Annotated in this window: 24 protein-coding genes and 1 tRNA gene; 11 read left to right on the top strand and 14 right to left on the bottom strand. The window is 69.6% G+C overall.

Annotation, left to right across the window (positions count from 1 at the left end; all coding sequences use genetic code 11):
- The 3 genes from E8A74_RS08195 to E8A74_RS08185 all read right to left on the bottom strand — a co-directional run bounded on the left by E8A74_RS08195 (window position 1) and on the right by E8A74_RS08185 (window position 3,882).
- Window positions 1–2,109 (bottom strand): bifunctional serine/threonine-protein kinase/formylglycine-generating enzyme family protein, encoded by a 2,109-nt coding sequence (locus tag E8A74_RS08195; RefSeq protein WP_232379437.1) that lies wholly within the window; start codon window positions 2,107–2,109, stop codon window positions 1–3.
- A 109-nt stretch (window positions 2,110–2,218) separates the two neighbouring features.
- On the bottom strand, window positions 2,219–2,809 hold the full coding sequence (locus E8A74_RS08190) for a hypothetical protein (RefSeq protein ID WP_136928377.1): 591 nt from the start codon (window positions 2,807–2,809) through the stop codon (window positions 2,219–2,221).
- 8 nt (window positions 2,810–2,817) lie between these two features.
- Entirely contained in the window at window positions 2,818–3,882 is a 1,065-nt protein-coding gene (locus E8A74_RS08185) for a PAAR domain-containing protein (protein WP_136928376.1), read from the bottom strand.
- 186 nt (window positions 3,883–4,068) lie between these two features.
- Between E8A74_RS08185 and E8A74_RS08180 the strand changes: the two genes are divergently transcribed.
- Complete coding sequence (locus E8A74_RS08180) at window positions 4,069–4,836, top strand: hypothetical protein (RefSeq protein ID WP_136928375.1); 768 nt, start codon at window positions 4,069–4,071, stop codon at window positions 4,834–4,836.
- Window positions 4,837–5,051: 215 nt separating this feature from the next.
- Here E8A74_RS08180 and E8A74_RS08175 read toward each other — a convergent pair whose 3' ends face one another.
- The 3 genes from E8A74_RS08175 to E8A74_RS08165 form a co-directional block, all read right to left on the bottom strand.
- Window positions 5,052–5,774, bottom strand: a complete 723-nt coding sequence (locus E8A74_RS08175) for a hypothetical protein (protein ID WP_136928374.1) — start codon at window positions 5,772–5,774, stop codon at window positions 5,052–5,054.
- Between the two features lie 157 nt (window positions 5,775–5,931).
- Window positions 5,932–6,753 carry an STAS domain-containing protein gene (locus tag E8A74_RS08170; protein WP_136928373.1) on the bottom strand — a complete coding sequence of 274 codons (822 nt, stop codon included), beginning with the start codon at window positions 6,751–6,753 and terminating at the stop codon, window positions 5,932–5,934.
- A 72-nt stretch (window positions 6,754–6,825) separates the two neighbouring features.
- Complete coding sequence (locus E8A74_RS08165) at window positions 6,826–9,633, bottom strand: PAS domain-containing protein (RefSeq protein WP_170228952.1); 2,808 nt, start codon at window positions 9,631–9,633, stop codon at window positions 6,826–6,828.
- Window positions 9,634–9,915: 282 nt separating this feature from the next.
- Between E8A74_RS08165 and E8A74_RS08160 the strand changes: the two genes are divergently transcribed.
- On the top strand, window positions 9,916–10,479 hold the full coding sequence (locus E8A74_RS08160) for a YybH family protein (RefSeq protein WP_136928371.1): 564 nt from the start codon (window positions 9,916–9,918) through the stop codon (window positions 10,477–10,479).
- Here the strand turns inward: E8A74_RS08160 and arfB are convergent, their stop codons facing one another.
- Window positions 10,480–10,935, bottom strand: a complete 456-nt coding sequence (arfB, locus tag E8A74_RS08155; RefSeq protein ID WP_232379436.1) for an alternative ribosome rescue aminoacyl-tRNA hydrolase ArfB — start codon at window positions 10,933–10,935, stop codon at window positions 10,480–10,482. It lies immediately after the preceding gene.
- Window positions 10,936–11,046: 111 nt separating this feature from the next.
- Here arfB and E8A74_RS08150 point away from each other — a divergent pair, with 111 nt between their 5' ends.
- The gene (locus tag E8A74_RS08150; RefSeq protein ID WP_136928370.1) at window positions 11,047–14,619 is read left to right on the top strand and encodes a nucleotide-binding protein; all 3,573 of its coding nucleotides are present in this window, start codon (window positions 11,047–11,049) and stop codon (window positions 14,617–14,619) included.
- A gap of 406 nt (window positions 14,620–15,025) precedes the next feature.
- Here the strand turns inward: E8A74_RS08150 and E8A74_RS08145 are convergent, their stop codons facing one another.
- Both E8A74_RS08145 and E8A74_RS08140 read right to left on the bottom strand, forming a co-directional pair.
- Window positions 15,026–15,826 (bottom strand): NlpC/P60 family protein, encoded by an 801-nt coding sequence (locus tag E8A74_RS08145; protein ID WP_136928369.1) that lies wholly within the window; start codon window positions 15,824–15,826, stop codon window positions 15,026–15,028.
- A gap of 53 nt (window positions 15,827–15,879) precedes the next feature.
- Window positions 15,880–16,368 (bottom strand): GAF domain-containing protein, encoded by a 489-nt coding sequence (locus E8A74_RS08140; protein WP_136928368.1) that lies wholly within the window; start codon window positions 16,366–16,368, stop codon window positions 15,880–15,882.
- Between the two features lie 158 nt (window positions 16,369–16,526).
- On the opposite strand from E8A74_RS08140, the gene E8A74_RS08135 reads away from it, so the two are divergent.
- Entirely contained in the window at window positions 16,527–17,009 is a 483-nt protein-coding gene (locus tag E8A74_RS08135) for a hypothetical protein (protein ID WP_136928367.1), read from the top strand.
- 162 nt (window positions 17,010–17,171) lie between these two features.
- Here E8A74_RS08135 and E8A74_RS08130 read toward each other — a convergent pair.
- The 3 genes from E8A74_RS08130 to rpsU form a co-directional block, all read right to left on the bottom strand.
- A tRNA-Pro gene (locus E8A74_RS08130) sits at window positions 17,172–17,246 on the bottom strand.
- A 117-nt stretch (window positions 17,247–17,363) separates the two neighbouring features.
- A complete protein-coding gene (locus E8A74_RS08125; RefSeq protein ID WP_136928366.1) occupies window positions 17,364–18,431 on the bottom strand; it encodes a glycosyltransferase in 1,068 nt (355 codons plus the stop codon).
- Window positions 18,432–18,543: 112 nt separating this feature from the next.
- A complete protein-coding gene (gene rpsU, locus E8A74_RS08120) occupies window positions 18,544–18,768 on the bottom strand; it encodes a 30S ribosomal protein S21 (RefSeq protein WP_136928365.1) in 225 nt (74 codons plus the stop codon).
- 335 nt (window positions 18,769–19,103) lie between these two features.
- Between rpsU and E8A74_RS08115 the strand changes: the two genes are divergently transcribed.
- From E8A74_RS08115 to rpiA, 7 genes are all read left to right on the top strand, one after another.
- Window positions 19,104–19,604 (top strand): Fur family transcriptional regulator, encoded by a 501-nt coding sequence (locus E8A74_RS08115; RefSeq protein WP_232379435.1) that lies wholly within the window; start codon window positions 19,104–19,106, stop codon window positions 19,602–19,604.
- Between the two features lie 54 nt (window positions 19,605–19,658).
- The gene (locus E8A74_RS08110) at window positions 19,659–20,081 is read left to right on the top strand and encodes a rubrerythrin family protein (RefSeq protein ID WP_136928364.1); all 423 of its coding nucleotides are present in this window, start codon (window positions 19,659–19,661) and stop codon (window positions 20,079–20,081) included.
- A 118-nt stretch (window positions 20,082–20,199) separates the two neighbouring features.
- Complete coding sequence (locus E8A74_RS08105) at window positions 20,200–21,579, top strand: heterodisulfide reductase-related iron-sulfur binding cluster (protein ID WP_136928363.1); 1,380 nt, start codon at window positions 20,200–20,202, stop codon at window positions 21,577–21,579.
- Window positions 21,580–21,599: 20 nt separating this feature from the next.
- Window positions 21,600–22,175, top strand: coding sequence for a DUF3501 family protein (locus tag E8A74_RS08100; RefSeq protein WP_136928362.1), 576 nt, complete (start codon window positions 21,600–21,602; stop codon window positions 22,173–22,175).
- A 4-nt stretch (window positions 22,176–22,179) separates the two neighbouring features.
- The gene (locus tag E8A74_RS08095) at window positions 22,180–22,605 is read left to right on the top strand and encodes an acyl-CoA thioesterase (RefSeq protein ID WP_136928361.1); all 426 of its coding nucleotides are present in this window, start codon (window positions 22,180–22,182) and stop codon (window positions 22,603–22,605) included.
- On the top strand, window positions 22,602–23,276 hold the full coding sequence (locus E8A74_RS08090) for a phospholipase D family protein (RefSeq protein WP_232379434.1): 675 nt from the start codon (window positions 22,602–22,604) through the stop codon (window positions 23,274–23,276). Before E8A74_RS08095 ends, E8A74_RS08090 begins: the two co-directional genes overlap by 4 nt.
- Window positions 23,273–23,965 carry a ribose-5-phosphate isomerase RpiA gene (gene rpiA, locus E8A74_RS08085; protein WP_232379433.1) on the top strand — a complete coding sequence of 231 codons (693 nt, stop codon included), beginning with the start codon at window positions 23,273–23,275 and terminating at the stop codon, window positions 23,963–23,965. Before E8A74_RS08090 ends, rpiA begins: the two co-directional genes overlap by 4 nt.
- On the opposite strand, the gene argH is transcribed toward rpiA, so the two are convergent.
- Window positions 23,949–25,247, bottom strand: a complete 1,299-nt coding sequence (gene argH / locus E8A74_RS08080; protein WP_136928359.1) for an argininosuccinate lyase — start codon at window positions 25,245–25,247, stop codon at window positions 23,949–23,951. The two genes, rpiA and argH, sit on opposite strands and share 17 nt — an antisense overlap.
- Window positions 25,244–26,206 carry a hypothetical protein gene (locus E8A74_RS08075; RefSeq protein WP_136928358.1) on the bottom strand — a complete coding sequence of 321 codons (963 nt, stop codon included), beginning with the start codon at window positions 26,204–26,206 and terminating at the stop codon, window positions 25,244–25,246. Before E8A74_RS08075 ends, argH begins: the two co-directional genes overlap by 4 nt.
- Window positions 26,207–26,251 lie beyond the last annotated feature (45 nt).

Raw genomic sequence — 26,251 nt, 5'->3', positions numbered from 1 at the left:
CTATTCGGCGGTCTTCGCGCAGCGCACGCCCGTGCTGACGTGACCCGTGGCGCGGTCGAAGGCGTAACGTGTCGTCGTCTTGGCGGCGCTCGACGCGAAATCCCACGACCCGCCCCGGATCAAGCCCTTGCCGCCCGTGGTGACGAGCGGATCCTTGCGCTCGTTTTTCGTGTAGGCGCCCGGATCGAAGGTATCCGCGACCCATTCCCAGACGTTGCCGGCCATGTCGAGCGCGCCGAAGGGACTGCCGTGATCGGGGAACGAGCCCACGGGCATCGTGCCTTTGGCGCGCCCCGGGCATTGGCCCGCCGCGCGCGCGAAATTGCCGAACGTGCAGGCGATGGGCGCCTCGCCCCAGGGAAAGAGCCGCTCGTCCTTGCCACGCGCGGCGTACTCCCATTCGGCCTCCGTGGGCAATCGTTTGCCGAGGAACGCGCAGAGCTTCGCCGCCTGCCCGTGGTCGATGCAATTGATGGGATGACGCGCCCTCGCCGGATCGTGCTCGGTGCAGAACGGCGCGAACTTCGTCGACTCGGCCTCGTCCACGCCCGGCCCGTGCACGCCGCTCCGCGTGCACTTCCCCGCAGCCACGCAGCGTGTATAGTCCTCCGCCGTGACCTCGGTGCGGTCGAGGTAAAACGGCTTCGAGATCGTCACGGTGTGCGCCGGTTTTTCGGTCTTCCCTTCCTTCGCGTGCCCCATCGTGAAGCTGCCGGCGGGCACGAGGACCATGTCCGGCGTCGAGCTCGGCAGCTCCACGTGGCCGAACTCGGGGCCCACGCGGGCGAGCGACGGAATGGGCTCGACCTCGCCGCGATGCTTGATCACGAAGGACGCGGCGAGGGCGGCCGCGACGAACGTGCACGCGCCGATCGCCGCGAACAACGTGCGCCGCGAGGAAGCGGGTTTGGCCGGGGGCATTTCGGCGATCTGCGGGGCGGTCGTCAGCGGATCGCGGATGCCTTTGCCGAGCGGGGGCGCGGTGACGCCGGGCGCGTCGGTCTCGATGGGCGCGGGGAGCGCCTCGCGCAGCGCGTCCCAGAAGAGGCGCGCCGAGGTGAATCGGCCGCGCGGCTCGATCGCGAGCGCCTTCTGGAAGACGGCCTCGACGGCGTGGCTCGTGCGTACGCCGTGGGTGCGGGGCGTGGGCCGGATCGAGACGTCGGTCGTGGCGATGTAGAGCTGCGTGACGTCATCGCCGACGAGCGCGCTTTTGCCCGTGCAGAGCTCGACGAGCACGAGCGCGAGGGCATACACGTCCGTCCAGGGCCCGGTCGCGCCGAACCTCCGATTGAACTGCTCGGGCGCGCCATAAAACGGCGTGAAGATGGACGGCGCGTGCCCGGTCTGCTCCATCGCGCGGGTGATCGAGGCATTGTCAGCGATGACCTTGGCGATGCCGAAATCGAGCACCTTCATCGTGGGCGCGCCGGCGGCGTTGTAGGGCGCGGCGCCCTCCACGGGGCTGCCGGGGGCGAGGGGGGAGTGGGGGGCTTGTCCCCCCACGAAGGGGGAGTGGGGGGCTTGTCCCCCCACGAAGGGGGAGTGGGGGGCTTGTCCCCCCACGAAGGGGGAGTGGGGGGCGCCGCCCCCCACGATAGACGCCAGGAAGAGGTTCGCGGGCTTGATGTCCCGATGCGCAATCCCTTCGTCGTGCGCCGCGGCGAGCGCGAGCGCGGCCGGTTCGAGGAGCGCGAAGGCGTCGGCGAGGGGCATGCCGCCCTGTTTGTCCTCGTTCCGGCGCGCGAGGAATGCTTCGAGGGTCTGTCCGTGCAGCCATTCGAGCACGAGATAGGGCGCCCATACGCCGCTCGGCGCGACGGCCGCGCCGACGTCGAGGGCCTGGACGACCGCGGGCGTGGCGCGCGAGAGCTTGCGGAGCAGGCGCCCTTCTTCGAGGAAGCTGTGCTGGAACCGCTCGCGTTCGTCCGGGGCGAGGGACGCGGGGATCTTCAGGCACTTGACGGCGACCGGCTCGCCGAGCCCGAGGTGCAGGGCGCGGTACACGATGCCGAACCCGCCCTCGCCGATGACCGCCTCGACGCGGAACTTGCCGTCGATGGTTTGGCCCACCCAGGCGAAAGGATCGGCGAGAGCAGCGGACGCCATGCGCGCGCCGAGCATAACGCGAAGGCGAGCGGAGGGGGAAGGGGGATCGAGGGGCTTTTCGTGGCGGCGGGCGACGCGACGGGCTTGCCGCGGAATCGCCTCCTCTACCCTACCCGCGCGGGGGTCGTAGCTCGGCCATCGCGCCGCGCAGGAACGTGGTGACGTTCTCGGCGCTCCACGTATCACCGGGCAAAAGCCCCGGCGTCTTCGTCGTCAACGTTCCCTGGGCATCGACCTGCGCGCGGCGCCCCGCATCGAAGGCCTCGCCCTTCACGCGGGCGACCGCGATTTCCCCGGGCCATGCGCCCTGCAAGAACGTCATCACCTCGGCGACCATTTCCTCCACGCTCGGGATTTGCGCGACGACGGCTCGATCCGCGGTGAGCACGATCTCGGTGATCTCGTCGCCGGCCAGGTAAAACACGATCGATTTCGCCTGCGCCTCCGAGCGGGCGAGCACGGCAAGCTCGGGCGCGACGGCGACCGCCAGGGATTGCATCAGGTCTTCCTGAAAGTGATACGTGCCTGGTCGCTCGGCGGGCGTGAGCAAGCCGTGCTCGTTCAGCTTGGCCACGAGGCGGGGGATGTTCTCCTCGGTGAACACGCGAAAGATCGCCTCGTCGAGGCCCACGAGCTTCTTCGCGTTCAAAAAGCCGCAGAGGGCCGCGAGCTCCTCGATGTCGAGTGTATGAGCTTTCATCGTTTGCCCTAATCCCACAGGCTGTTCCAGGTGTCGGAGGCCCAATCCTTGGCGCCCTCGTAGGCATTGGAGACCGTCTCCTTGGTGGCCTCCCAGGCGTTCGAGACCCCGTCGATCCCCCCGACGACCCCGTCCATGATCACGTCGCCCGCGCCATCGGTGAACTTCTGCCCCCCGCTGCGATCCGGCAGTTGGTCGCGCCAGTACGAGATCCCGGAGCGCTGACCGGAGAGCGGGCTCGCCGTGTCGCGGCCTTCTTGCCCGAGGTAATCGTATCCCGGGCCCTGGTTGTGATAATTGTACAGATACCCTCCGGCGTCGTGCACGGCGCCGTGGTACCCGATCGCGGAGTCGTTGCCGTCGACCGCCGCATTGCCCGGACCCACGAGCCCGCCGGTCGGATTGAGCAGCGCGCCGAACACCGGATCCATCCCCAGCGCATCCCCGGCGACCTGGCCATACCGGAGCTGCGAGGTGCTCCCCATGTGATCCCCGTGGAGCCAGTTGACCCCGGGAGGCGGATCGATGCCCTTCTCCGCGGCGATCCGCTCCTGCTCGGCGAGTGCGGCCTGATACCGCTGCCAATCCTGCTGGATCTGCTCCAGCGGCTTGCCGCGCGCCTCCGCGATTTGCCGGAGCGCCTCCTCCACATCGGGGTGGTTCGGGTCGTGGCGATGCTCCCAGAGCGTCTCCATCGCCTCCTTCAATGCCTCGGAGTTGGCCCCTTGCCATTCCTTGCCGACGAGCGTGGACAGATATTCGTCCGTGAAGAGCGCTGCCACGGCGTCGCCGGGCGCGAGGGGCCCGATGAGGACGGTGGGAAACCCCATGGCGACGACGCCGTCGTGCCGCGTGAGGTCGCCCTTGCGCGCCGCGGGTTTGCCGCCGATGAGCACGGTGGGCGCGCCTGTCTTGATGACGTCCGTCGGGCCCTGGCATTGGCACAGATCGTCGATCCGCGCGGCGGCCTGGCCCCCAATGACGACAGTCGTACACCCCGGCGGGAGAATCGGCCCCCCGACGTGCGCCGGACAGGTGTGTGCATCCCCAACACGTGCGGCAAGCTGGGTCATGGATCGGTCGCGATGGTATCAGAGGAGGGGGCGCGGGCGCAGCAAAAAGGAAGTGAATGGTTTCGAGGGGTTGGGGGCGAGGGAGCCCTCCCGACCTCGGGCCCCTCGCTCCCCCGATCCCACCTGATCCTCTCCCCACAAATCCCCCTTCCCTTTTCATGTTCGTATCCCGTATCCTCCCCCACCATGTCCCACGATCCCCCGGATCCTACCCTCTACGTCCGCGCTCCCATCATGACTGCCGAGGCCGGCATTACCCTCTGCCGCGCCCTCTTCGCGGCTTGCCCGAAGGACGCCTCCACAGCCGTCACCAAATCCGCCGCCAAGGTCAGCGCCGTGGCCGACAAGGCGCAAACGGCCCTCGCCATTCGCCAGAAGACCCTCGGCAAGGTCTCCGACGACGCCGCGCGCCTCATCGATCAAGCCGGTGACGCCTCCTGGGGCGCCTTGCGTACGCGCCTCCTCGCGTATGCCGACCTGCCGGTCGCCAAATACCAGGACGCCAAGCGCGCCGCCGAGCTCGTGACCATTCTTTTTGGACCCGACGGTCTCTCCTTCCTCAAGGAGGCTTATCCCGTGCAATGGTCCACCGCCGATACCATCCTCAAGCGGATCGACGAGGAGGGGCTCGAAAAGGACATCGATCGCATCGCCGGCAAGGTCTTCCTCGACAACGTCCGCGCCCAGCACGAGCAGTATGGCGCCATGGTGCAAGGCACCCTCCTCCGCGAGCAGGCCGAGGGCGTCAACCTCGCCGATCAGGTCCGCGCCATGGGCCGCGCCATCGTCGAATACGCCACCAAGGTCTGCGCGTCCGTCGACGAGGATGACGCATCCAGCATCGCCGCCGCCCGTTCCGCCCTCCGCCCCCTCGATGCATATCGCGAAGCCGCCGCCCGCCGCGGCAGCAACGAAAAACCGCCCGCGGGCACCGAAACCATCCAGCCCGGCTGATCAAAACCACCCACGCGAGGTCGATCGACCTCCGCGAACTGGTTTGAACCACCTCTTTGCCCCTTCCCCGACCGCAGATTTGTAAGGTAAACAGGATTCGGGGACCTCGGTCACCCGGGGACGGGTGGTTTCATCGACCTTGCCAAGGTCGAGGGACCTGTTCCCTACGCTTGCGAGCTGTTCGGGGAGGGCCATCCAGGAGGCCGCTCCCCTTCCTACCGTCCCTCTTCACGCCCTTGCGTAACGTCGTCCAGGATGGCGGGCGGTGCCAACAGATCTCGTTGAGGGGCAGCATCGAGCAGGAGAGGCGCAGAACGTTCGATAGCAATGGATGGTGTTCGGGTCGGGCTGGGAAAGAACTCCAGAATGGATGACCCGTAGGGGAGCTTGGAGTGGTCATCGAGCCACGTCTCGCACGCAGCGCTTTCGTCCGTCCACACAGCGTTTCTCATCGATAGGGAGAGACACGCGGCGAACGCCCTTCGTGCTTTTTTCGTTTCAGGTGGCAGATATTCAGGCCATGACTCATCCGCGCCGGTGTACTCGAGGAGCGGGAGGTCGATGTGGACATGAGCAGGCTTAGGCGAGCGCGGGCGTGCAGCCCGGTGGGATGCGACGTAATCCTCCCACATCACCCCAATCTGGTAGGCCGCTCGCACACGTAGCTGAGCGGGTACCTGCGTCGCATTCGTGGAGGTTGGGCACCAGGGCTCCGCGACCTCGTAGTGCGTTTCAGCCAAGCTGATCAGCGCGCGCTTGTGCTTGATCCAGTCGTTGAACGTGTGCCAGTCACGCGTGGGGTCGCCTCTGTATTGGGGCCGCTTCAGCCTGCGTGCCCGTTCCGCAGTGGATTCTGCGATTTCGAGTGCATCCGCGTCGGGATCCGCGAAACTCGTCGCGGCGACGGGCGAGGCAAGGGCAATCATTGCGGTGGCCATCAAACAAGCGGCCGTCCGCTGCGCCGGCCGAGCGTGTCTGAAGAATCTGCTGCTCATCGAGTTCCCCCACGGAGGGCAAGTTGGCAAACAGGTACGACCCGGAATCAGACGGCGCGCTTGGGTGCGATCGGGTCCAGCGTGAAGCCCCGGCGCCCCGCTATCGCTTCCGCGCAATGGCAAGCCCGAGCGCATCGAGCGCATCCCTGAGCCCGCTCGCAAGATCCGCGCGGGATCGCAGCCTGCCGAGGTCGACGCCGGCTTCGACCATCGTGCGCGCCATGTGCGGCCGTACGCCCACGAGGATCGGCGTCGCGCCGAGCAATTCGACGCCCCGCGCGGCGCCCATCAAATGCTCGGCCGCCTCCGCCCCGACCGAGGGCAAACCCGTCACGTCGAGCAGCACGACGCGGGATTGGTTCTCCACGACCGCCTGGAGCAAGAGCGGCGTGAGGTGCGCCGCGCGCGCGGCGTCGAGCGCCCCCACGAGCGGTAACACGAGGATCCCCGGGTAGAGCGGGAGCACCCGCGCGGAGAGCTGCAAGATTTCCTCGGCCTGCGCGCGCACGAGTTTTTCGCGCGCCCCGAGGTATGCGTCCGCGAGCGTCGCCGCGCCCATGTAACTCACGCGGGCGCGTATACGCTCCCAGTGCAGGCGCGCCTCGAGATCGTCTGCAAACAGGGTCGCGAAGTCCTCGGTGACGACGTCGAAGCCCATCGCCATCCCGCGCAGGATGTCCACGATCCGGACCCCGAGCCCCGATCGTTGCTCGCCGATCACCGCGAGCAGGGTCGGGAACGCTTGGGCTGCCTCCGCCGCGAGGTCGTGGCCCATCGCCTCGAACGCACGCTTGAAGGCCCCGCGCCGCACCTCCGCCGGCAAGCTCCGATAAAACGGGACTTCCGCCGCCTCGACCCGCGCGCACGACTCCGTGACGTTGTCCTCGATCCGCTCCCAGAAGGCATCGATCACGCGCTGCATGCACCTGCTCCGCCTGCCATGTTGCACGAGGGGGGGCGAAGAAGGAATGGTCGCGTTCGGAGTCCCGTTACGTCAGGCCGATACATCGACCGGCGTCACCCGCGAGGCGAGGAGGGAGATCAGTCGGTCGTGATCGACCGGCTTCGTGAGGTGGTGGTCAAAGCCGGCCCGCCGCGCCTGTTTTCGATCCTCTTCCTGCCCGTACCCCGTGAGCGCGACGAGGATCGCTGCGCGTGTCTCGCGTTGCGCGCGCAGGCGGCGCGCGACCTCGTATCCGTCGAGCCCCGGCAGGCCGATGTCGAGCAGGATGACCTCCGGCTTGAATGCCGCGGCGATGTCGATCGTGCTCGGCCCGTCGTGCGCGACGCGGGTGTCGTGGCCGAGGTATCCGAGCATGAGGGCCAGGCTCTCCGCGGCGTCGTGGTTGTCGTCCACGATGAGGACGCGCCGGCGCTCGCTCCGCGACGAAAGCTCGCGCTCCTCGCTCGTCGGCGCGGCGAGCTCCTCCGCCGGCGCGGCGTGGCATATCGGCAGGCGCACGGTGAATTCGGCGCCCTGGCCCATGCCGCCGCTCGACGCGGAGACCTTGCCGCCGTGCATTTCCACGAGCGTGCGCACCAGCGTGAGGCCGATGCCGAGCCCGCCCTGCGCGCGGTCGAGGGTGCGGCTCGATTGCATGAAGAGGTCGAAGACATAAGGCAGGACGTCGGGCGCAATGCCGATTCCATTGTCCTCCACCCGGATCTCGACCTCGTCGCCCCCCACCTCGGCGGAGAGCTGGAGAAGGCCCCGGCTCTCGGTGTATTTCGCCGCGTTGTTGAGCAGGTTCGAGAGGACCTGCGAGAGCCGGCCGAGGTCCCCTTCGAGCACCACGGGGCCCGCCGGTAGCTTGATCGAGAGCGAATGCTCGGCCGCGTCGATGAGCGGGCGGCTCGTCTCCACCGCGCGGCTCACGATCGTGCCGAGGTCGAGCCGCTCCTTGCGCAGGATCAGCTTGCCCTGCGTGATGCGACCGACGTCGAGCAGGTCGTCGACCATCCGCGCGAGCTGCTCGGATTGGCGGTCGATCATGGCGTGCAGCCGCTCGACGCGCGTGCTCTCCGAGCGCGTGCTGCGGAGCACGCCCACCGCATTGCGGATCGTCGCCAGGGGGTTTCGGAGCTCGTGCGAGAGCATGGCGAGGAACTCGTCCTTGCGTCGGTCCGCGGCGCGGAGCGTCTCCTCGGTCCGCTGTCGCTCGTTCTGCAGCGCGGCCTCCGCCCGCTTGAACGCCGTGATGTCGACGAACGCGCCAATGGAGCCGCGCAGCTCGCCGTTCGGGCCGCGCAGCGGTACGGCGCTGCCGAAGACGGTGATGCGGTCCCCGTCGTCGAAGACGATCTCCTCCTCCCAATCGCGCGTCGGCTCGCCGCGCGCGGCGCGCTGGATGGGCAGGTCCTCGGGGCGGAGCTCGTGGCCGTCCCGGAAGATACGCGCGTGCGGCACGGCGTCGCCTTCCGCCGCCGTCTTCGAGATGTTCGTTTGCTCGTGCGGCACGCGCATCATCTCGTACGCGGTGCGGCTGCCGGTGATGAGGTGGCAATGCGGGTCGCGCGCGATCCAGATCGCGGCCGGCGTCGCATCCATCAGCGCCTCGAGCTCCTGGGCCCGCGCCCGCGCGCGCTCCTCGCTCTCGCGCAGCGCCTCCTCGATGCGCTTTCGATCCGTGATGTCCGTCGCCACGCCGCAGACGGCGTAGGGTTTGCCGTGGCGATCCCGCAGGGGAAACTTGAGCGCGAGGAAGGTGTGGACCTTGCCGTCGACGACCATTTCCTCCTCGCGTTCGAGCACGCGCTCGGAGCGGAGCACTTCGAGGTCGTTTTGGCGGAAGGCGTCGGCGATGGCGGGGAGGACGAGCTCGTGATCGGTTTTTCCGAGGATCTCGGCGAGGGGCAGGCCGAAGTTCGCCTGCACGCGTGGGTTCGCGAGGAGGAAACGCCCGCTCGTGTCCTTGACGAAGATGGAGGCCGCGGTGTTGTGGATCAGCGCCTCGAGCATCTCCTTGGTTTCGCGGGTCTCTTGCTCGCTGCGCACGCGATCGGTGATGTCGCGCCACGTGGCCATGATTCCGTCGTCCAACCGGATCACGCGGACGTCGTAGGCCCTCTGCAGGCGCGTGCCGGGGTCGTCGGTCTCGTCCTCGTAATGGAGGGCTTCCTTGAAGAGGGGCTCGCCGGTCTCGACGACCCGCGCATACCGCTCGATGCCCCGCGCGGCACGCGGGGCGGGGTAGAGATCGCGCAGCGTCCGGCCGATCTGCGCCTCGCCGGACATCCGGCCGAGCGCGCAGGCGGCCGCGTTCACGTAATCGGTGCGAAAGTCGACGATGGCGCCGGACGCGTCGCGGACGGCCGAATAAATGCCCACCGCGTCGAGCGAGCTCTCGATGGCCGCCCGGAAGCGCTCTTCACTCGCGCGGAGCCGGGCTTCCTGGGTTTTTTCCGCCGTCACGTCGAGGGATACGCCGACCATGCGCGGCCGCCCGGCGCCGTCCGTGAGCACGCGGCCGCGCGAGCGGATCCACCGGAGGGAGCCGTCGGGGCGGCGAATGCGGTATTCGGAGACGAAGTCGCTCCTCTCCGCCCATGCGGCCGCGAACCGCGCCTGCGTGGGCGCGAGATCCTCGGGGTGGAGGGCCTTGCGAAAGGTGTCGCCCGACACCAGGCGCCCGTCCGGGGCGGGGTGTTCCCCGAACATGCGGTACACTTCGTCGGACCAGTAGCCCTCGTGCGCGCCGAGATCCCAGGACCAATGCCCCGCGCCGGACGCTCGGAGCGCGAGGTCGAGGAGCGCCCGGCTCTCGTCGTGCGGTTGGCAAGACGATCCTAACCCCGTGTCCATCCTGTCCTCCCGTGTTCTCCACGGCGTCGGCGCCTTGTCTTCGTGCGCTGACATTACGTGACCTATCGGCGGCATGTCAACCGGCCGATACGACAGGTCTTACCTCTTCGTCGCTTCGGTTTCTTCGACGGGTCGGGGTTCTCCTGAAGTGGTGGCTCTGGTTCTCCCGAACGCCTGTTTTTGGTTCTTCTCGGGCTGAAAATTCGTGTTTTCGTCCACGCACCACGGATCGGCGGCCCGCTGCATGCATCGGCTCGCGGCGATTCGCAGGAGGCGACGCTCATGAAAAAGGTTCGCTCTTCTCTCCTCGCCGGACTTTCCCTCTGCGCCGTGCTGGCGATTCCAGCGCTCGTCGCGGTGCCGATGGGCTGCAAGAAAGCCCCGACCTCCTCGCAGGAGCAAAGCGCGCCCGAGAAGCCCACGACGGAGCTCATGCAGCGCACGTGGGACGCGTGGAGCTCGCTCGATCCGCAGAACTCGGCCCCCTTTTACGCGAAAGACGAGGGGCTGGTGTTCTTCGATTTCGCGCCGCTCGAGCACCGAGGCTGGAAGGCCTACGAGAAGGGTGTGAAGGATCTTCTCGCGCAGTTCAGCAGCCTGAAAGCAAAGGTCCGCGACGACGCGCGGATCGAGGCGCATGGAAACACCGCATTGGCCGCGAGCGTCGTGCATTTCGACATCACGTTCAAGGACGGCATGACGGAGTCGTTCGACGCGCGCTGGTCCGTCGTGTGGGCGTGGCGCGACGGGCAATGGCTCATCGTGCACGAGCACGTCTCGGTGCCGATCCACGACGGGCCGGTCGAAGCGGAGAGGCCGCAGGAGGAGATGAACCAGGGAGGTTAATCAGTCCTCGGCGCGGCCGGCGCGAGACCGTTTGCGCTCCCCGGCGCGTTTTTTTTCGTCGAGGCGGCGCTCGACGGCGCCGCGGCTCGGGCGCGTGGGCTTGCGGGCCTTGGGCGCGACGAGCGCCGCCGCGACGAGCGCGCGAATCTTGTCGTGGGCGTCCGCCAAGTTTCTCCCCTGATCCCGCGTCCTCTGGCTCGTGACGCGCAACTTGCCCTCGGCGTCGAGGCGTGTCCGCACTGCCGCGAGGAGCCGCGCCCGCGCGCCCTCGTCGAGGCCGACGATCACGTCGAGGTCGACCCGGACGTCGACCTTGGACTCGACCTTGTTGACGTTTTGTCCGCCGGGGCCGGAGGCGCGCGCCGTCGTCACGGTGAGGGCCGACGCCGGGACGTGAACGCGGTCGTTCACCAAGATGGCGCCTTCGGGGGTGGCTCGGCTTTCTCTCGGATCCACGGCTCGTCTCCTACCAAAGCGGGGCCTCTATTGCCAGGCGATACCCCGGTCCGGTAGAGTCCGGGCCCCGTCGGATTCCCGGACGCGGGGACGGGACGGGACGAGGACGGCGTGAGCGATCGGCAGGGCATCATCGTCGGGCTCGCTTCGGCACGCGGAGGCGTCGGGCGCGCGATGGCCGTGGCCAATGTCGGCGCGCTCCTGGCGCAAAAAGGCAAGCGCGTGCTCGTGGTGGATCTGGCCGTCGACGAGCCCGCGCTGGAGCGTTATTTCCAGGGGCGAGGCGAGGGGCGGCGAGGCGCGGGCGTCGTCGATTTCTTCGAGGGCGTGCGCGCCGCCGTGTCCCCGCTCGTGTCGGGGCGCGCGCGGGAAGCCCCGCCCGAGGCCGCCGTTCGCGCGTGGATCACGCAGCTCCTCGACGGCGGCGCGGGGATCCGCGTGGTGCCGCTGCGGCTCGGCGGCGCGCCCGCCGAGATGTTTTACTGGCCCGCGGAGGGGTCGCGATCGGCCGTGACGCGGGCGCGGGTGATCGAGGAGTGTCCGTGGCTGCTCGCGCCGCTCGCGCGCGCGTTGCGCATCCGGTACGACGAGGTGCTCGTGAACGTGCCGTCGGGCCGGACGGAGGCGACCGCGCTGCTCGCCGCGCACCTCGTGGACAAGCTCGTGCTGCTCGTGGACGACGCGTCGCTGGAGGAGGCGATCGAGCTCGGGAGGTTCGCCCACGCGCGGCGCGTGCTGGTGGACGCGGGCCGGCCGCTCGCGCTTTTTCCGCTGCTCGTGCGCGTGGAGGAGGGCGCGAGCGGGCGCGCGTTCGTGCAGGAGGCGAAGGAGCAGCTCGAAGGGCTGATCTACGAGACGACGAACGTGATGGGCCGGGATCTCGGGCCCTACCTCGGGCTCGCGACGATCCCCTGGAACGAGCGCGCCGCGCGGGGCGCGATGATCGCGGCGGAGGTGGAGCCGGCCGCGGATCCGAAGAGCCTCGCCCACGCGTATCTGCGCTTCGTGCAATGCCTGCGGCGCCCGAGCCCGCTCGACGTGGGCGAGGCAGCGCGGCCGAGCTCGCGGGATCTCTGGGCCGCGATCGAGGCGCGGCGCGGGCGTGGCGGGCCGGATTCGTCGCCGCCGCCTTCGTCGCGGCTCGTCGTGGAGGATCGGGGCTCGTCGCCGCCGTCCGCGCATACGCCGCAGAGCGCGCGGCTCCTCGAGGGAGATCCGTTCGTCCGCGCGGCGGTGCTGCGAGCCGAGGGGAATTTTCGCGCGGCGCGCAAGGCATACCTGGAGATCGCGCGCGGCGAGATCCGCGACGAGGGAGGCGCACGGGACGCGGCGCGGGCGCTGCTCGCGCTCGGGGATCTCGCGATCGAGTCGGGCGAGACGGGCGGAGCCGATTACGGCGAGGTGATCCGGCGGTTTTTCCCGCGGCGGTTCGAGGATCGCGAGTTCCTCACGTGCGTGCTCCTTTCGTCGTATCGACAAGGAAAGCTGCACGCGGGCCGCGAGGAGTGGACCGACGCGTGCAAGCACCTCGGGATGGCGCTCGAGCTCGCCGAGGAGATGCGCCTCACGGGCGAGCCGCCGTGGCTTTCGGCGGTGCTCGCCGACGCGGCACACGCGGCCGGCATTTGTTGTCAGGAGCTCGGCTGGGACGATACCGCGGCGAACCATTTTGCGATGGCCCGCGCCGCATGCGCGGGCGCAGAGGGGCACGGCTATCGTGCGCTGGAGGCGGCGTCGCTTTGTGGGGCCGTGTTTTCGTTCGGGCGCATGGGCGCGCACGAACGAGCGCTCGACGCGGCGATGGAGCTTGCGCGTCGGGCGGAGGGGACCGCGGCGGCGCCGATGGCCGCGCTGGTCGCGCTCGGTGCCGCGAATGCGGCGGCGACGCTTTCGCTGGCGGGATACGGAACGCAGGCTGCGGCGGCGCTCGCGGCGCTGCGGGAGCGGCTCGCGGGGGTGACGGAGACGCCGTTGTTCGAGATCGCCGCGGCGGTCGCGTGCAATGAGGTGACGGCGCTCGACGCGCTCGGCCGGCACGAGGAGGCGGATGCGCGGATGGCCGAGGTGCGCGCGCGTTTTGCGGGGACGCTCCATTTGCCGATTCTCGAGGCGCTCTGCGCGGCCGAGTGCTCGTACGCGATCACGCGGGCCGAGCGGGGCCTTGCGCGGGAGGCGAGCGAGGCGCTTTTCGCCCTGCGGGAGCGGCTCGGCCGCGTATGGCTGCGGCTCGACGCGGGGCCGGGGCTGCTCGCGCTCGTGGCGGGCGTGTCGTATTCGCTCGCCCGCGTGCTCGAACGGGAGGGCCGGGTGGACGAGGCGCGCGCGGCGCTCGCGGAGGCGTCGCAACGCGCGCGCTGGGACGATCCACGGAGGCCGCGGATCCTGGGCCGCGCGGGGCTCGCGCTTCTGCGGGTCGCGGCGATGCTGCAAGGGTTTGGCGTGGCGGCGGGCGAGGCCTCGTTCGAGGTGGCCCGGAGAAACCTGCGGGAGGCCGCGGAGCACGGCGGGTCGGATCCGTTCCTGCTCGGCTGCGCGGGCATTCTCGCGTTGATCCGCGCGGACGAGGAAGAGGCGCGAGGCTTTTTGGAGAAGGCGTTCGCGCGGGGCGGGGAGGCGGCGATCGCGCGGGCGTGGGGCGCGGTGCGGGAGGCCATGAAGCCCCACGAAGGGTGGGTCCTCCGAGAGATCGGGGCGCGTATGGAGTCGATGCCGGCGGAGATGCGGGACGCGCTCCAGGCGCTCGATCCCACGGGGTTGGCATGGCTCCACGCCCTCGCGGGGGCCCCGGTGTCTGCGCGGAGAGAGGCCGCGCCGGCGAGCGTGGCCTTCGCGGAGGGCGCGCCCGGCGTGGCGCTTGGCCGGGCAAACACGCGGGCGATCCGGCCGCACATGGCGCCGGTTTGTCGACCTGATACCTCTCTCGCCACGGAGCCCCCGGTGCCGTGGATCTCGTGCCCGCTGCTGCTTTTGGAGCGGCAGGACGAGGGGGGGATGGCGAAGGCGGGCGACGTCGCCGAGAGGCTGCGGGCCGAGGTGCCGGCGCTTTCGCCGAGCCTCGAGTTTCCGGCGCCGATCGCGGCCCTTTCGGGGGACCTCGCCTCCGAGCTCGCGGCGCTTTACAAGGGCACGCTGGCGCTCCGCGCGGCGTTGCGCACGACCCGATCACGCGCGGGGCGCGCGGAGGAGGCGGCAGAGCTCGTGGACGCGTGGCGGGGCGAGGACGGCGCGTCGGTGTTGCGTATCTTCGCGGATGATCCGGCCGAGGAGATTCTGCTCGCGCATGGGAGCGAGGCCTCGCTCGTGCGCCGCGGCTACGTGATTGCGAGGTCGACGATCGAGGATACGCCGTACGTCGCGCTCGCCGCGATTCTCGCAGAGGGCCTCGGCGCGGCCTTCGACGTCGTGGTGCGGGCGGACGAGGCGCGCGCGTGGATGGCGGTGATCGAGGCGACGCCGCGAAAGCCGCGGCCTGGCTGCGTGCGCGTGCGAATCGAGGTCGATCGTGTCCTCGTGGCGCGAGGTGATCTCGCGGCCCTCCGGCGCGTCGTGGTGTGGGATGCGCAGGGGAGCGAGCACCCGTTCGTGGTGGAAGGGATCGCCCGGGTGGAGCTCTCGCCCCGCGATTGCCGTCCGCCCTCGCGCTCGCTCGACGAGACGCTCGGCGGGCCCGCGACGAAGCGGTGAGCTGAGCATGGGTCTCATCGGGGGCGTGGGAGCCGGGGCGCTGCCCCGGACCCCGCGGGGGCTGTTCGCCCCTCGACCCGAACCAGCGCCTGCGCTGGACCTTTCGTGGCAGAACTGCGCTCCGCGCAGTTCTTCCAAGGGCCGATGGCAAGACCACGGACGCGCGTCTCTCCTGGCAACGGGGCGTTGCCAGCGGAGCCGTCAGCCCTGCGGCCTTGGCCTTGGGCGAAATCGTCGCAGGTCTTGCCACCGGCTGTTCGATGAACTGCGCGGAGCGCAGTTCATCGCCACGAGTCCAGCGCCTGCGCTGGTCCAGGTCCAGGGGCGGATAGCCCCGGTGGGGTCTGGGGCAAAGCCCCAGCGAAGCGGCTTCGAGATGAGACCAATGCTCAGAGCGGTGAGAGGTTCAGGAAGACGGCCAGCGATAGGCCTTGAGCCGCCATTTCGTCTTGGGGAAGCTCGACTCCTTGACGGAGTTCGACTGGTTGCCGCCGAGGAGCACGTAATGGGTGCTCGTCTCGTGGACCAGGAAGCCGACGTGATTGCCGGAGGTCGAGAGGGACGAGTTCGCCGCGCGGGCATTGTAGATGACGCAGACGGCGCCCTGGCGCGCGGTCGTGGACGCGCCCCATTTCACCCAGCTCGCCGCGGCGGCGGAGTTCGTGCCCTTGATGCCGGCCTTTTTGAGGACCCAGTTCACGAAGGAGGCGCACCAGGCGATTTCGTCCGACTGCGCGCGGAGCGTGGTCGTCGCGTGGTACTCGATGATGCGCGGATTGGCCGCCCGTCCCGAGGTTTCGCGGATGCCCTCCTCCTTGCGCGCGATGGCCATCCACGCGGCCCCGCCCGCGCCGGGGTTCACCGGGGCCGGCTCGGGCGCGGGCGTCGCGGGTTTGGGCGCGGCGGGCGTGGAGGGCGTGGGATCCGCGGCGCCGGCAGGTTGATACTGGAAGCTCGCGCCAATGGCCTTCGCGTCGGGATCGAGGACGGCGTCCCACGTCCGGGGGCCGACGATGCCGTCGTCCTTGAGGCCACGCTTGCGCTGGAAATGGCGCACGGCGGCATCGGTGCGCGGGCCGAACTGGCCGTCGGGGCTCATGGAATACGCCCAACGCTTGAGCTCGCGTTGCAGGACGCGGACCTCGTCGCGGAGATGCGGCGCCGCGTCGGGATATCCGGACGGCATTCGCAAGGTGGGGCAACGCATGCGGCCAAGTCTAAGCGAGGCCGGAAGGGCTGCGAAGAGGGAAGATGCGCCTTTCAGGGCACGCGGGCGAACCAGCCGACGAGGGCTTCGAGGCGGCGACGGTCCTCGTCGTCGAAGGTGGCAGGGCGGTCGGAGTCGATGTCGAGCACGGCGAGGAGCGCGCCCGAGGCATCGAGGACCGGGACGACGATTTCGGAGCGAGAGCGGGCGTCGCAGGTGATGTGGCCGGGGAAGGCGTGTACATCGGGGACGACGACGGTGCGGAGGTCGCGGGCCGCCGCGCCGCAGACGCCCTTGCCGAAGGGGATTTCGAGGCAGCCGAGCGTGCCTTGATAAGGACCGACGCGAAGGAGGTCGGGGGCGACGACGCGGTAGAAGCCGGTCCAGAGATGGCCGAAGCCGTGATGCAGGAGCGCGCTCATCGTGGCCATGGCGGCGATGGGATCCGCGAGGCCCGCGAGGACGGCTTCGAGCGTGCGTTCCAATTCGTCGTAGGCGCGGTCCTTGGGCAGGTCGCGCAGATCGAGGGTGGATTCGGCCATGGGACGCGAACGATACTACGACGCGCAGAGGGCGGTAGCGGTGAGCGTGAAAGAGTGGATCTTCCGCGCGACGTCGTTTATACGCGAAATGGTAGCCGCCGATCCGTACCGGCATGGGCGCGGAGGGGGCCGGCCGGCTCGCCATGGAGGCGCTTGTCATGTCGAAGAAGGTTTCCGCGATTCTCTCCGGGGCCGCGCGTGTCGCGACGCTCGGTCTCCTCGCCGCGGCGTCCACGGGTTGCATCGTGGTGAAGATCCCGCCGCCGAAGAAGGGCGACGCGTTCCAGCCCCCGACCTCCGCGGCGCTGCCCATCAAGCGCGGAGAGACGCACCGCTTCCGCATGGACTGCGGCGCCAAGGCGACGTTCCGCTCCGACATCGCCAACGCCGAGCGTCTGGTCATCGAGTTCAAAGGCGAGAACCTGAGCCCCGTCGATCAGCAGACGACGGCGACGCTGCGCCTGACCTGGAAAGGCGCGGGCGCGGCCCTCGACCTGCCGATCGGCGTCGGCGACAAGGGCGACCGCAGCACGGGCGGCAGCATCACGGTGACGGGCGACCCCGGGCGGCACGAGGCGACGCTCTCGATGGACGGCGCGCCCGACTGCGGTCCGGTCAACTTCCGCATCGGCTTCAATTGAGCCTCGCGCGGCACGAGCTGCCGCGCGCTCCTTCCCACCCCGAGACCAACGGACCCTGAAGGCACGACGCGCCGAGGCGCGAAGGTGCCTTCGTCCGCGCTTCGCTCGTCACGAGGCACAAAAAACCGAAAGGTCCGGAGGACGTTCATCCTCCGGACCTTGTCGGGGCGAGTGGATTTGAACCACCGACCCCTTGACCCCCAGTCAAGTGCGCTAACCAGGCTGCGCTACGCCCCGGGCCGCTCTGCGTGGTGTTTGCCCCGCATCGCGAGGCGGCACCCTAGTCGAATCGTCGAGGATTGCAAGAGTCTCGTTCGTCGCTTTGTACGTCTCGCACGCGCTCGGGGGGGCGCCCTACGAACGCGCAGCCACGGCAGCCTGAAGCGCGGCCGAAAGGGCCCGGACGTCGGGCGCGGCAACGACGAGGCCAGGGTCGCGCCGCGCCCACACGGAGACGTCCCCCGCCGCGCACGCGACGACAGGCACGCCGAGCGCGCGCGCCTCGCGCACGACGGTGGGCGCAGCCTCTTCCGCCGAAGCATGCAGGAGCACGTCGGCCGCAGCGATCCACGCGAGCGCCTCGTCCCGCGGCACGAGGCCGACGAACCGCGCATGCGCAGGGCGGGCACGCGCGAGGGCCTCGAGCTCGGCGCGCAAGGGGCCGTCGCCGACGACGACGATCGACATCGACGCGGATGTCGCAGCCTCGATCGCGAGGTCGACACGCTTTGATGGGACGAGGCGGCCCGCGGCGACGACGAGTTTGTCCGCGGACGCGTGTGGATCGAGCGAGGCGCGGAGGACACGGGCGCGCGTCGTGACGTCGGGGAGGTCGAGGAGAACGGGCTCGACGCGGGAGGCGCGTTCGAGGCGCTCCGCGAGCGGCGTGGGCAGGGCGCGGGCGAGGGCGTCGAGGGAGGCGGCGGCAGCGAAGCGGAAGGAGGCGTCGCGATCGAGGAGGGCGCGCACGATGAAGAGGCGCGCTGCGGCGGGCATGGCGCAGAGCATGCGCACGTCGGCGCCGTGGCCGACGACCTCGATCGGCGCAGGCAAACCGAGGAGGAGCGGGACGGCCGAGGGGACGATCCAGTGCGCGATGGCGCGATCGACGGGTCCGATCGCGGAGGCACGCGCGCGCGTGGCGACGGCGAAGGGGAGCGCATGGAGCAGGCGCGTGGGATCCCGGCGCACGCGCGCGAGCGCGCCGGGCCAGCCGAAGAGCGCGCCGCCGCCCGCGGGGTGCACGTGGAGCGAGGGCGCCGCGGGATCCCGCGCAGGTTCGTCAAAGGGCGATCCCCCGGGCGCGACGACGTGCACCTCGTGGCCTCGCCGCGCGAGCGCGCGGGCCTCGGCGCGGACGAAGTGTCCCGAGGGATCGGCGTCGCTCGCCGGATAGGAAGTACTGAGGATGAGGAGCTTCAAGGTCGAACAAAACGACGAAACGCCGGACTCCGCGGAGCGGCCGGCGTCATCGTCGGTGGCGGCGCGCGAACGCGCGCCGGGTGACCAGGAGGCGCGCGGACGCGCCGCCGGGCTATTGCATCACGTCCATCTTCGACCGCTTGCGGCGGCGGCGGGCAGCCTCGGACGCCTTCTTGCGGCGCTTGACCGAGGGCTTCATGTAGTGCCGGCGCCTCTTGAGCTCACGAAGGATGCCCTCCGCGGCCATCTTCCGCTTGAGGTGCTTGATCGCGCGCTCGATTCCCTTGTCGCCCACGGCGACCTCGAGCGGTTTGCACTGAATGGCGTCGGTAGGCATCTCTGAACGCGTCCTCTCGTTTCCATCGTGCGGGCCCTGTTCCCCCGGGCCGCGCGGGGCGTTGTCGTCCTTCGTTTCCTCGCGGGGCGCAGGTACACGTGTACGTGGACCCGGTTTGCGAGGGGGCGACAGTATGTCAGTGGGATTTTTGTCTGGCAAGGCCGTCCACGCGTGTTCGAGAGGCCGGTGGATCGTGCGCCAGGCAAAACCCGTGAGATTCTCCACGATTTCTCGGGGTCTGCCACCCGAAGAAAGCCGCTGCGTAGGCCGCTGTAGGGATTTTCCTCAACTCAGGAGGACTTGCTCCTGAGAAAAATTCTACGTATCCAGCGGACGTGCCGAACGCGTGCCCAGAGGCTGAAGCACGTTTCGCCGAGATGCTGGCGCGCGTCCGGGCCTCCGGTCTCAAGCTGACGCCGCAACGCCTGGCCATCGCGCGTGAGCTTGCCGGTGACCCGGCGCACCCGACGGCCCAGGAGCTCTTCGAACGGCTGCGCCCCGCGATGCCGACGATGAGCTTCGCGACCGTGTACAACACGCTCGACGCGCTCGCCGCGGCCCGGCTCTGCGTGTCCTTGAGCTTGTCGCCGGGCGCGGCGCGCTTCGACGCGAACATGGCGCCGCACAACCACGCGGTGTGTGATCGCTGCGGCCTCGTGCGCGACGTGCCGTCGTGCACGAACGGTGAGCCGCTTGCGGAGATCGCGCCTTGCGTGAATGCGGCCGCGACGGGGTTTTCCCTGCGCGCCGTGGAGCGCATCTACCGCGGCGTGTGTGCGTCCTGCGCCGCGGACGTGCCCACGTCTGGCCGTTCACGCGCGGGCAAACCACGCTAGTTTCACCTCGCAGTTCCTTCCCATCGTTGGCAGCACGAAGGAGACGAGATCACCATGGCGAACCTCGCAGGAACCAGAACCCACCAGAACTTGAAGGACGCGTTTGCCGGCGAGTCGCAGGCGAATCGCCGCTATCTCTACTTCGCCAAGGTCGCGGACGTGGAAGGGCGCCCCGAGATCGCGGGCCTGTTCAAGGACACGGCTGACGGCGAGACGGGCCACGCGCACGGCCACCTCGACTACCTGAAGGCGGTCGGCGATCCGGCCACGGGCCTGCCGATCGGCAACACGGAGAAGAACCTCAAGGCCGCCGTCGCCGGCGAGACGCACGAGTACGAGACGATGTACCCGGGCATGGCGAAGACGGCCCGCGAGGAGGGCTTCGACGACATCGCCGAGTGGTTCGAGACGCTCGCGAAGGCCGAGAAGTCGCACGCGGGTCGCTTCGCGAAGGCCATCGATACGCTCGACTTCTGAGCGAGCGCGGCGCGCGGCGCGCGGGCGAGCGGCACACGTCGCTCTCCCGCGCGCCTGCCGCGTCCGAGGCGCGCCCTCCCTTTTGTTTGCCCGGACGAACCGGAGACGAGAGCCAGCCGTGAGCGTCATCCCCCGCAAGCCCAAGGCCCCGCCGGCGACGAGCCCGCACGATCCGCGCTACTACGACGCGCGGGATCTCGAGACGGAGCTGCGCCGCGCGTTCCAGATCTGCCACGAGTGCCGCATGTGCGTGAACTACTGCGGCTCGTTCCCGGAGCTGTTCAACCGGGTCGACAAGGCGATCGATTCGGGCCGCGCGGAGGGCGCGGAGCTCATCGACGACGCGGACATCAAGGCCGTCAGCGACGCCTGCTGGCAGTGCAAGCTCTGTTATATCAAGTGCCCGTACACGCCCGACGAGGGCTCGTCGGAGTTGCTCGACTTCCCGCGGCTCATGGCCCGCGAGCGAGCGAACCGCGCCGCGCGCGACGGCATCCCGCTCGTCGACAGGATCCTCGGCGAGCCACAGGCGATCGGCGCCGTGGGCGGGGGCGTGATGGCGCCGATCTCGAACTTCGTGCTCGCGTCGAGCCTCGTGCGCAAGGTGCAGGAGAAGGTGACGGGGATCTCGGCGGAGTTCCCGCTGCCGCCGATGGCAGGGGAGACGTTCCGCGCGTGGCTCGCGGACCACGCACCGGCCGAGAACGCGGGGAAACACGGCGAGGTCGTGCTCTTTGCGACCTGCTACGGCGAGTACAACGTGCCGAGCGTGGTGCGCGCGGCGGTGCGCGTGCTCGAGCACAACGGCGTGCGCGTGCGGTACCCGGGCGTGGGCGAGGATCCGGGCGCGAGCCTGACCTGCTGCGGGATGCCGAACCTCGACGGCGGTGACGTGAAGGCCGCGACCGAGAAGATCCGCCACAACGTGGAGCTGCTCCTGCCGCACGTGCGCGCGGGCCGAACGATCGTCGTGCCGGGGCCGACGTGCGGTTACACGATGAAGAAGGAGTGGGCGGAGTACTTGCCGACGCCCGAGGCGAAGGAAGTCGCGGCGGCGACGGTCGACCTCATGGAGTTCTTGGTGAAGCTCGGCCGCGAGAAGAAGCTCGTGCGCGAGTTCCCGGAGAAGCTCGGCACGGTCGCCTATCACGCGGCCTGCCACCTGCGCGCGCAGAAGGTCGGTTTTCCTGGCGCGCGTGTGCTCGGCGTCGTGCCCAACACGGACGTGCGTGTGATCGAGCAGTGCTCGGCCGTCGACGGGACGTGGGGCATGAAGGCGGAGAACTACGAGACGGGGCGTCGTTACGCGCAGAAGCTCGTGCGCGGCGTGTCGGACGCGGCGCCGGACATGGTCGTGAGCGACTGTTCGCTGGCAGCGCTCCGCGTGGAGAAGGAGACGGGCAAGCACGTTCTCCACCCGATCGAGGCCCTCGCGCGCGCCTACGGGCTCTTGCCAGACGAGGGCTCCGAACCCACGACGAAGGCCGAACGAGCTTGATCCTGGAGGAAAGAAGAGCGATGCGACCGATCGATCGGAGCGAGATCTTGCCCATCGGCGACTACGAGCAGATCCGGGCGAGGTTCCGGGCGCGCGTCATCGAAGAGAAGCGGCCGCGCCGGGTGAAGCTCGGCGAGCAGATGTCTGCGGTGTTCGAGAACCGAGACTCGGTGCTCTTGCAGATCCAGGAGATGCTGCGCACCGAGCGCATCACGAACGAGAGCGGGATCGCGCACGAGATCGGGACGTACAACGAGCTGATCCCGGCCCCGGGCGAGCTCAGCCTAACGATGTTCGTGGAGATCCCGGACGCCGTGATCCGCGACCGCATGTTGATCGAGCTCAGGGGCCTCGAAGGCTGCGTGAGCGTGGAGGTCGACGGCGTGCGCGCGGCCGCGACGAGTGATCCGAAGAGCGTGATGCCGGACCGGACGACGGCCGTGCACTACTTCAAGATCAAGCTCTCCGAGGCGGCGATCGCGGCGATCCGTGGCAAGACGGCGAAGGTCGCAGTGCGCGTGGATCATCCGCGGTACATCGCGCGGACCGAACTCGGGCCGGCATCGATCACCAAGCTCGCCGAGGATCTCGCGTGAAGCCATGATCGCCTTCGTGCGGCCGATCAAGTTCGAGGAGGTCGACGCGGCGGGGATCGTCTTCTTCGGGCACTATCTCGGCTTCGCCCACGAGGCGATGGAGCACTTTTTCGCGGGTCTCGAGAGGGGATATCCGCACCTCATCGTGAAGCGGCGCGTGGGTTTGCCCGCGGTGAAGGTGAACATGTCGTTCCGCGCGCCTGCGCGTTATGGCGACGTGCTCCGGATCGAGACGAGCACGGCGCATCTCGGCAACCGGAGCGCGACGCTCGTGTACCGGATGCTGCGCGAGGAGGGCTCCGTGCTCGTGGCGACGGTGGAGCACACGATCGTCACGACGAACCTCGACGTGATGGCGTCGTGCCCGATGCCGGACGACGTGCGGTCGATCCTCGCGGCGCACCTCTCGGTCGAGGCGACGTCGCCTTGAGCCTGGGCGGCCGGCGCGTCGAGCTGAGGCTGCTCAGGGATCGCGCGCATTACGACGTGCTCGTGCAGGGCGTGCTCGCGAAGGCGCGCGTGAGCGTGTGGATCGCGACGGCGAACGTGAAGGAGCTACGCGTGGAGGCGCCCGTGGGAACACGGGCGCGCGCGCGGGGCCGGTACGTGTCGTTGCTGGAGGTGCTCCGGGGGCTCGCGCGGAGCGGGGTGGAGCTGCGGTTACTGCACGCGGGCATTCCGTCACGCGCGTTCCGTGAGGAGTTCGCGCGGCACGACGAGCTTCGCGCGGGCGGGCTCGCGATGCGTCGTTGTCCGCGCGTGCACCTCAAGATGATCGCGGTCGACGGCGCGGCGCTTTACCTGGGATCGGCGAACCTGACGGGCGCCGGGCTCGGCGCGAAGGGCGAGGGGCGTCGCAACTTCGAGGCGGGGATCCTGACGGACGACGACGTATTGCTCGACGAGATGCAGGAGACGTTCGATCGGATCTGGTCCGGGAGAGAGTGCAAAGGCTGCAGAGTGCGCGACGTTTGCCCGTCTCCGCTCGACGGTGCGGGAGGCGGCGCGAAGCCGAGCACAAAGGCGCCGGCGAAGAAGGCCGCGGGGAGAGGTCGTTCGCGGTTGCCGCGCGGGCCGCGATCGAGCAAGGGCGGGGCATGACGATGTCTCAGGGTCCGGATCCGGCCGCGCTCGAACGGGTGGCGCAGGCCGCGCTCGCGCATGTGGCCGATGGAATGACGCTTGGCCTCGGCACGGGACGCGCCGCAGAAGCGTTCATCGAGCGCCTGGGCGAGCGTGTGCGTCGAGGGCTGCGCGTGCGGGGCGTGCCGACCTCGAAGCGCTCGGAGGAGCTCGCGAAGAAGCTCCAGATCGAGTGCGTTGGGCTCGACGAGATCCACGGCATCGACGTGGCGTTCGACGGCGCGGACGAGGTGACGCCGGAGCTTGGGCTGACGAAGGGCCTCGGCGGCGCGCTCTTGCGCGAGCGCGTGGTCGCGTACGAGGCCGAGCGGCTCGTGATTCTGGTGACGCCGGAGAAGCTCGTGAACAAGCTCGGATCGAGGACGGCGATCCCGATCGAGGTGGTGCCGTTCGCGGTGGCGACGGCGTCGCGGCACCTCAAGAACCTCGGCGGCGAGCCCGTCGTGCGCAAGAAGGCGGACGGGTTTCCCTTCGTGACGGACAACATGAACTGGATCATCGACACGCGTTTCGCGCCGCTCGACGATCCGGCGCGTACGCACGCCGAGGCGCGGGGGATCCCCGGCGTCGTGGACACGGGGCTCTTCCTCGAGATGGCGGACGTGGTGCTGGTGGGCGGCGCGGACGCGGTTACCGAGATGCGCTGAGCGAGGCGATCTGCGCTTCGAGCAGGTCGAGGCGCAGATCGCCCGGTGCTCCCGGCGAGACACGCGCGGCGAGGCTCGCCGGCGCATCGCCCTGGGCGAGCGCTTTGATCTCGTCGGCGACGCGGCGATAGGCCTCGCGGAAGGGGATGCCGGAGGCGGCGAGCTCGACGGCTCGGTCGGTCGCGAAGCACTCGGGCGTGATCGCGGCGAGCATTCGTTCGTGGTCAAAACGAAGGCCCTCGACGAGGCGCGGCAGGAGGCGGACCGTGGCGAGCGTCTCGTCGAGGCCGCGCAACACGGGCGACTTCGTGAGCTGCAGATCGCGGTGATATCCGGACGGGAGCGCGACGAGGGTCTGCACCTCGGCGAGCGCGCCCTGCACGATCGAGCAGGCGGCGCGCATGAGCTCGACGACGTCGGGGTTGCGCTTCTGCGGCATGATCGACGAGCCCGTGGTGAACGCGTCGGGGAGGCGCACGAAGCCGAACTCGCTCGTCGTGAAGAGGGAGAGGTCCCAGGCGAGCCTGCGGACGATCGCCATGACCTGCCACGCGGCGGCGAGGAGCGTGGCCTCGACGATGCCCCGCGAGGTCTGCGAGCCGAGCGGGTTCCACGCGACATCGGCGAAGCCGAGCTCACGCGCGACGCCCTCGCGATCGAGCGGGAGGTTCACGCCGTAGCCAGCGGCGGCGCCGAGCGGGGAGCGATCGGTGAGTGCACGAGCCGCGCGGACGATGGTGACCGCGTCGAGCAGGCCCTCGGCGAAGGAGCCTGCCCACAGGCCGACCGAGCTCGGCACGGCGCGCTGGAGGTGCGTGTAGCCGGGGAGCGGCGTCTTCTCCTCGCGACGCGCGAGCGCGACGAGCGCGGAGGCGGCGGCGAGCACGAGCGCGTCGAGCTCGTCCATCGCGTCGCGCTCGTAGAGGCGCATCGCCACGAGGACCTGATCGTTGCGGCTGCGGCCCGTGTGCACCTTCTTGCCGGTGTCGCCGAGCATGGAGACGAGCGCGGATTCGATCGCGGTGTGGCCGTCCTCGTCGGCCTCGGTGAGGACGAGCTCGCCGGCGTCGTTTCTGCGGACGAGCTCGGCGAGCGCGCGCTCCATGGCGTCGAGCTCGCCTTCCGAGAGGACGTTGATGCGACGGAGCCCGCGCACGTGCGCGCGTGTCGCCACGAGGTCGTAGGCGAGCAGGCGTTGATCGAGCTTCCAGTCGTCGCGGGAGGTGTAACGGAGCATGGCGGCGTCGGTGGCGCCGCCCTTGTCCCAGAGTCGTCCGCTCATTGTCCTTCCAGGGTCTCGTCCACGAGCGCGCGGAGCTCGGCGAGCTTCTTGGCGCGCTCGGGATCAACAGTCTTCTTCGGCGTGGTGACGCGCATCGATCGTTCGAGCTCGGAGAGCGTCTCCTCGGCGGTGGGCGCGCGCTTGCCGCGGCCGAAGCTGAAGAGGCGCGATATCCAGCCCTCGGCCTGATCGAGGACGAACGCGTCGCTGCGGATGCCATCCGGATCTTCGCGCAACCTGCGCACGACGGCCGCGTTCGCGCGGGCCCAGGTCTCGGACTCCGCGAAGCGCTCGCGCGGGACGGGATCGAGGTGGCGCGCGGCGATCCTGCCGTCGGTGCCGAAGAGCTTGCAGAACATCGCGAGTGCGAGCGTGAGCTCGTTCGTGCTGAGGCGCGTCGCGGAGTGGATCTTCGCGCCGCCGCAGCCTTTCACCACGACGTGGGATCCGTTCGCGAGCAGGACGCCGAAGCCGAGCAGCACGCCCGCGAGATCCGTGACGGGCTCGCGCTCGGTCGCGGAGAGCCCGTCGTACGCGTCGGCCTCGGTCATGAACATGCAGGCCACGGAGCGGACGAGGGCCGTCGTGAGGACCACGGGATCACGCACTTCGCCCGTGCCCACGGCCACGACGTACGAGCCGTCGGGGCGGCGACCGACACGATCGAGGCGCGCCTCGATCTTGCCGCCGGGGCCACAAGCGCCGCTGCCGCAACCCGTGCTCATCGTCTCGCCTTCGGGCGTGACGAACGTGAGCTCGACCGTGAGATCCGAGAGGCCCGCGAGGGCCTGCACGCGCGCGAGGAGCTTCGCCACTGCGTTCGGCGATCCGTCGAACGGATCGGGGAAGGAGTCGGCGTTGGGGAGCACGAGGCCACGCACGGGCTCGGCGCCTTGTTCGATCAGGGCCGCGGCGCGATGGAGGATCCAGCGGACTCTCGGTTCAGCGGGGAGATCCATGCGATCAGTCTAGTGCGGGAGCGGCGCGGCGTCGAAAACGTCGGG

It is taken from the genome of Polyangium fumosum, assembly GCF_005144585.1.
In the GTDB taxonomy this organism is placed as follows: domain Bacteria; phylum Myxococcota_A; class Polyangia; order Polyangiales; family Polyangiaceae; genus Polyangium; species Polyangium fumosum.
The sequence above is the reverse complement of the archived record's forward strand: the minus strand, read 5'-3'. Positions and strand labels throughout refer to the sequence as shown.

What these genes read in the sequence shown, in the direction of transcription:
- E8A74_RS08195 (WP_232379437.1), bottom strand. Translation starts at nt 2,109, where the DNA reads ATGGCGTCCGCTGCTCTCGCCGATCCTTTCGCCTGGGTGGGCCAAACC.
- E8A74_RS08190 (WP_136928377.1), bottom strand. Translation starts at nt 2,809, where the DNA reads ATGAAAGCTCATACACTCGACATCGAGGAGCTCGCGGCCCTCTGCGGC.
- E8A74_RS08185 (WP_136928376.1), bottom strand. Translation starts at nt 3,882, where the DNA reads ATGACCCAGCTTGCCGCACGTGTTGGGGATGCACACACCTGTCCGGCG.
- E8A74_RS08180 (WP_136928375.1), top strand. Translation starts at nt 4,069, where the DNA reads ATGTCCCACGATCCCCCGGATCCTACCCTCTACGTCCGCGCTCCCATC.
- E8A74_RS08175 (WP_136928374.1), bottom strand. Translation starts at nt 5,774, where the DNA reads ATGGCCACCGCAATGATTGCCCTTGCCTCGCCCGTCGCCGCGACGAGT.
- E8A74_RS08170 (WP_136928373.1), bottom strand. Translation starts at nt 6,753, where the DNA reads ATGCAGCGCGTGATCGATGCCTTCTGGGAGCGGATCGAGGACAACGTC.
- E8A74_RS08165 (WP_170228952.1), bottom strand. Translation starts at nt 9,633, where the DNA reads ATGGACACGGGGTTAGGATCGTCTTGCCAACCGCACGACGAGAGCCGG.
- E8A74_RS08160 (WP_136928371.1), top strand. Translation starts at nt 9,916, where the DNA reads ATGAAAAAGGTTCGCTCTTCTCTCCTCGCCGGACTTTCCCTCTGCGCC.
- E8A74_RS08145 (WP_136928369.1), bottom strand. Translation starts at nt 15,826, where the DNA reads ATGCGTTGCCCCACCTTGCGAATGCCGTCCGGATATCCCGACGCGGCG.
- E8A74_RS08140 (WP_136928368.1), bottom strand. Translation starts at nt 16,368, where the DNA reads ATGGCCGAATCCACCCTCGATCTGCGCGACCTGCCCAAGGACCGCGCC.
- E8A74_RS08135 (WP_136928367.1), top strand. Translation starts at nt 16,527, where the DNA reads ATGTCGAAGAAGGTTTCCGCGATTCTCTCCGGGGCCGCGCGTGTCGCG.
- rpsU (WP_136928365.1), bottom strand. Translation starts at nt 18,768, where the DNA reads ATGCCTACCGACGCCATTCAGTGCAAACCGCTCGAGGTCGCCGTGGGC.
- E8A74_RS08110 (WP_136928364.1), top strand. Translation starts at nt 19,659, where the DNA reads ATGGCGAACCTCGCAGGAACCAGAACCCACCAGAACTTGAAGGACGCG.
- E8A74_RS08100 (WP_136928362.1), top strand. Translation starts at nt 21,600, where the DNA reads ATGCGACCGATCGATCGGAGCGAGATCTTGCCCATCGGCGACTACGAG.
- E8A74_RS08095 (WP_136928361.1), top strand. Translation starts at nt 22,180, where the DNA reads ATGATCGCCTTCGTGCGGCCGATCAAGTTCGAGGAGGTCGACGCGGCG.
- rpiA (WP_232379433.1), top strand. Translation starts at nt 23,273, where the DNA reads ATGACGATGTCTCAGGGTCCGGATCCGGCCGCGCTCGAACGGGTGGCG.
- argH (WP_136928359.1), bottom strand. Translation starts at nt 25,247, where the DNA reads ATGAGCGGACGACTCTGGGACAAGGGCGGCGCCACCGACGCCGCCATG.
- E8A74_RS08075 (WP_136928358.1), bottom strand. Translation starts at nt 26,206, where the DNA reads ATGGATCTCCCCGCTGAACCGAGAGTCCGCTGGATCCTCCATCGCGCC.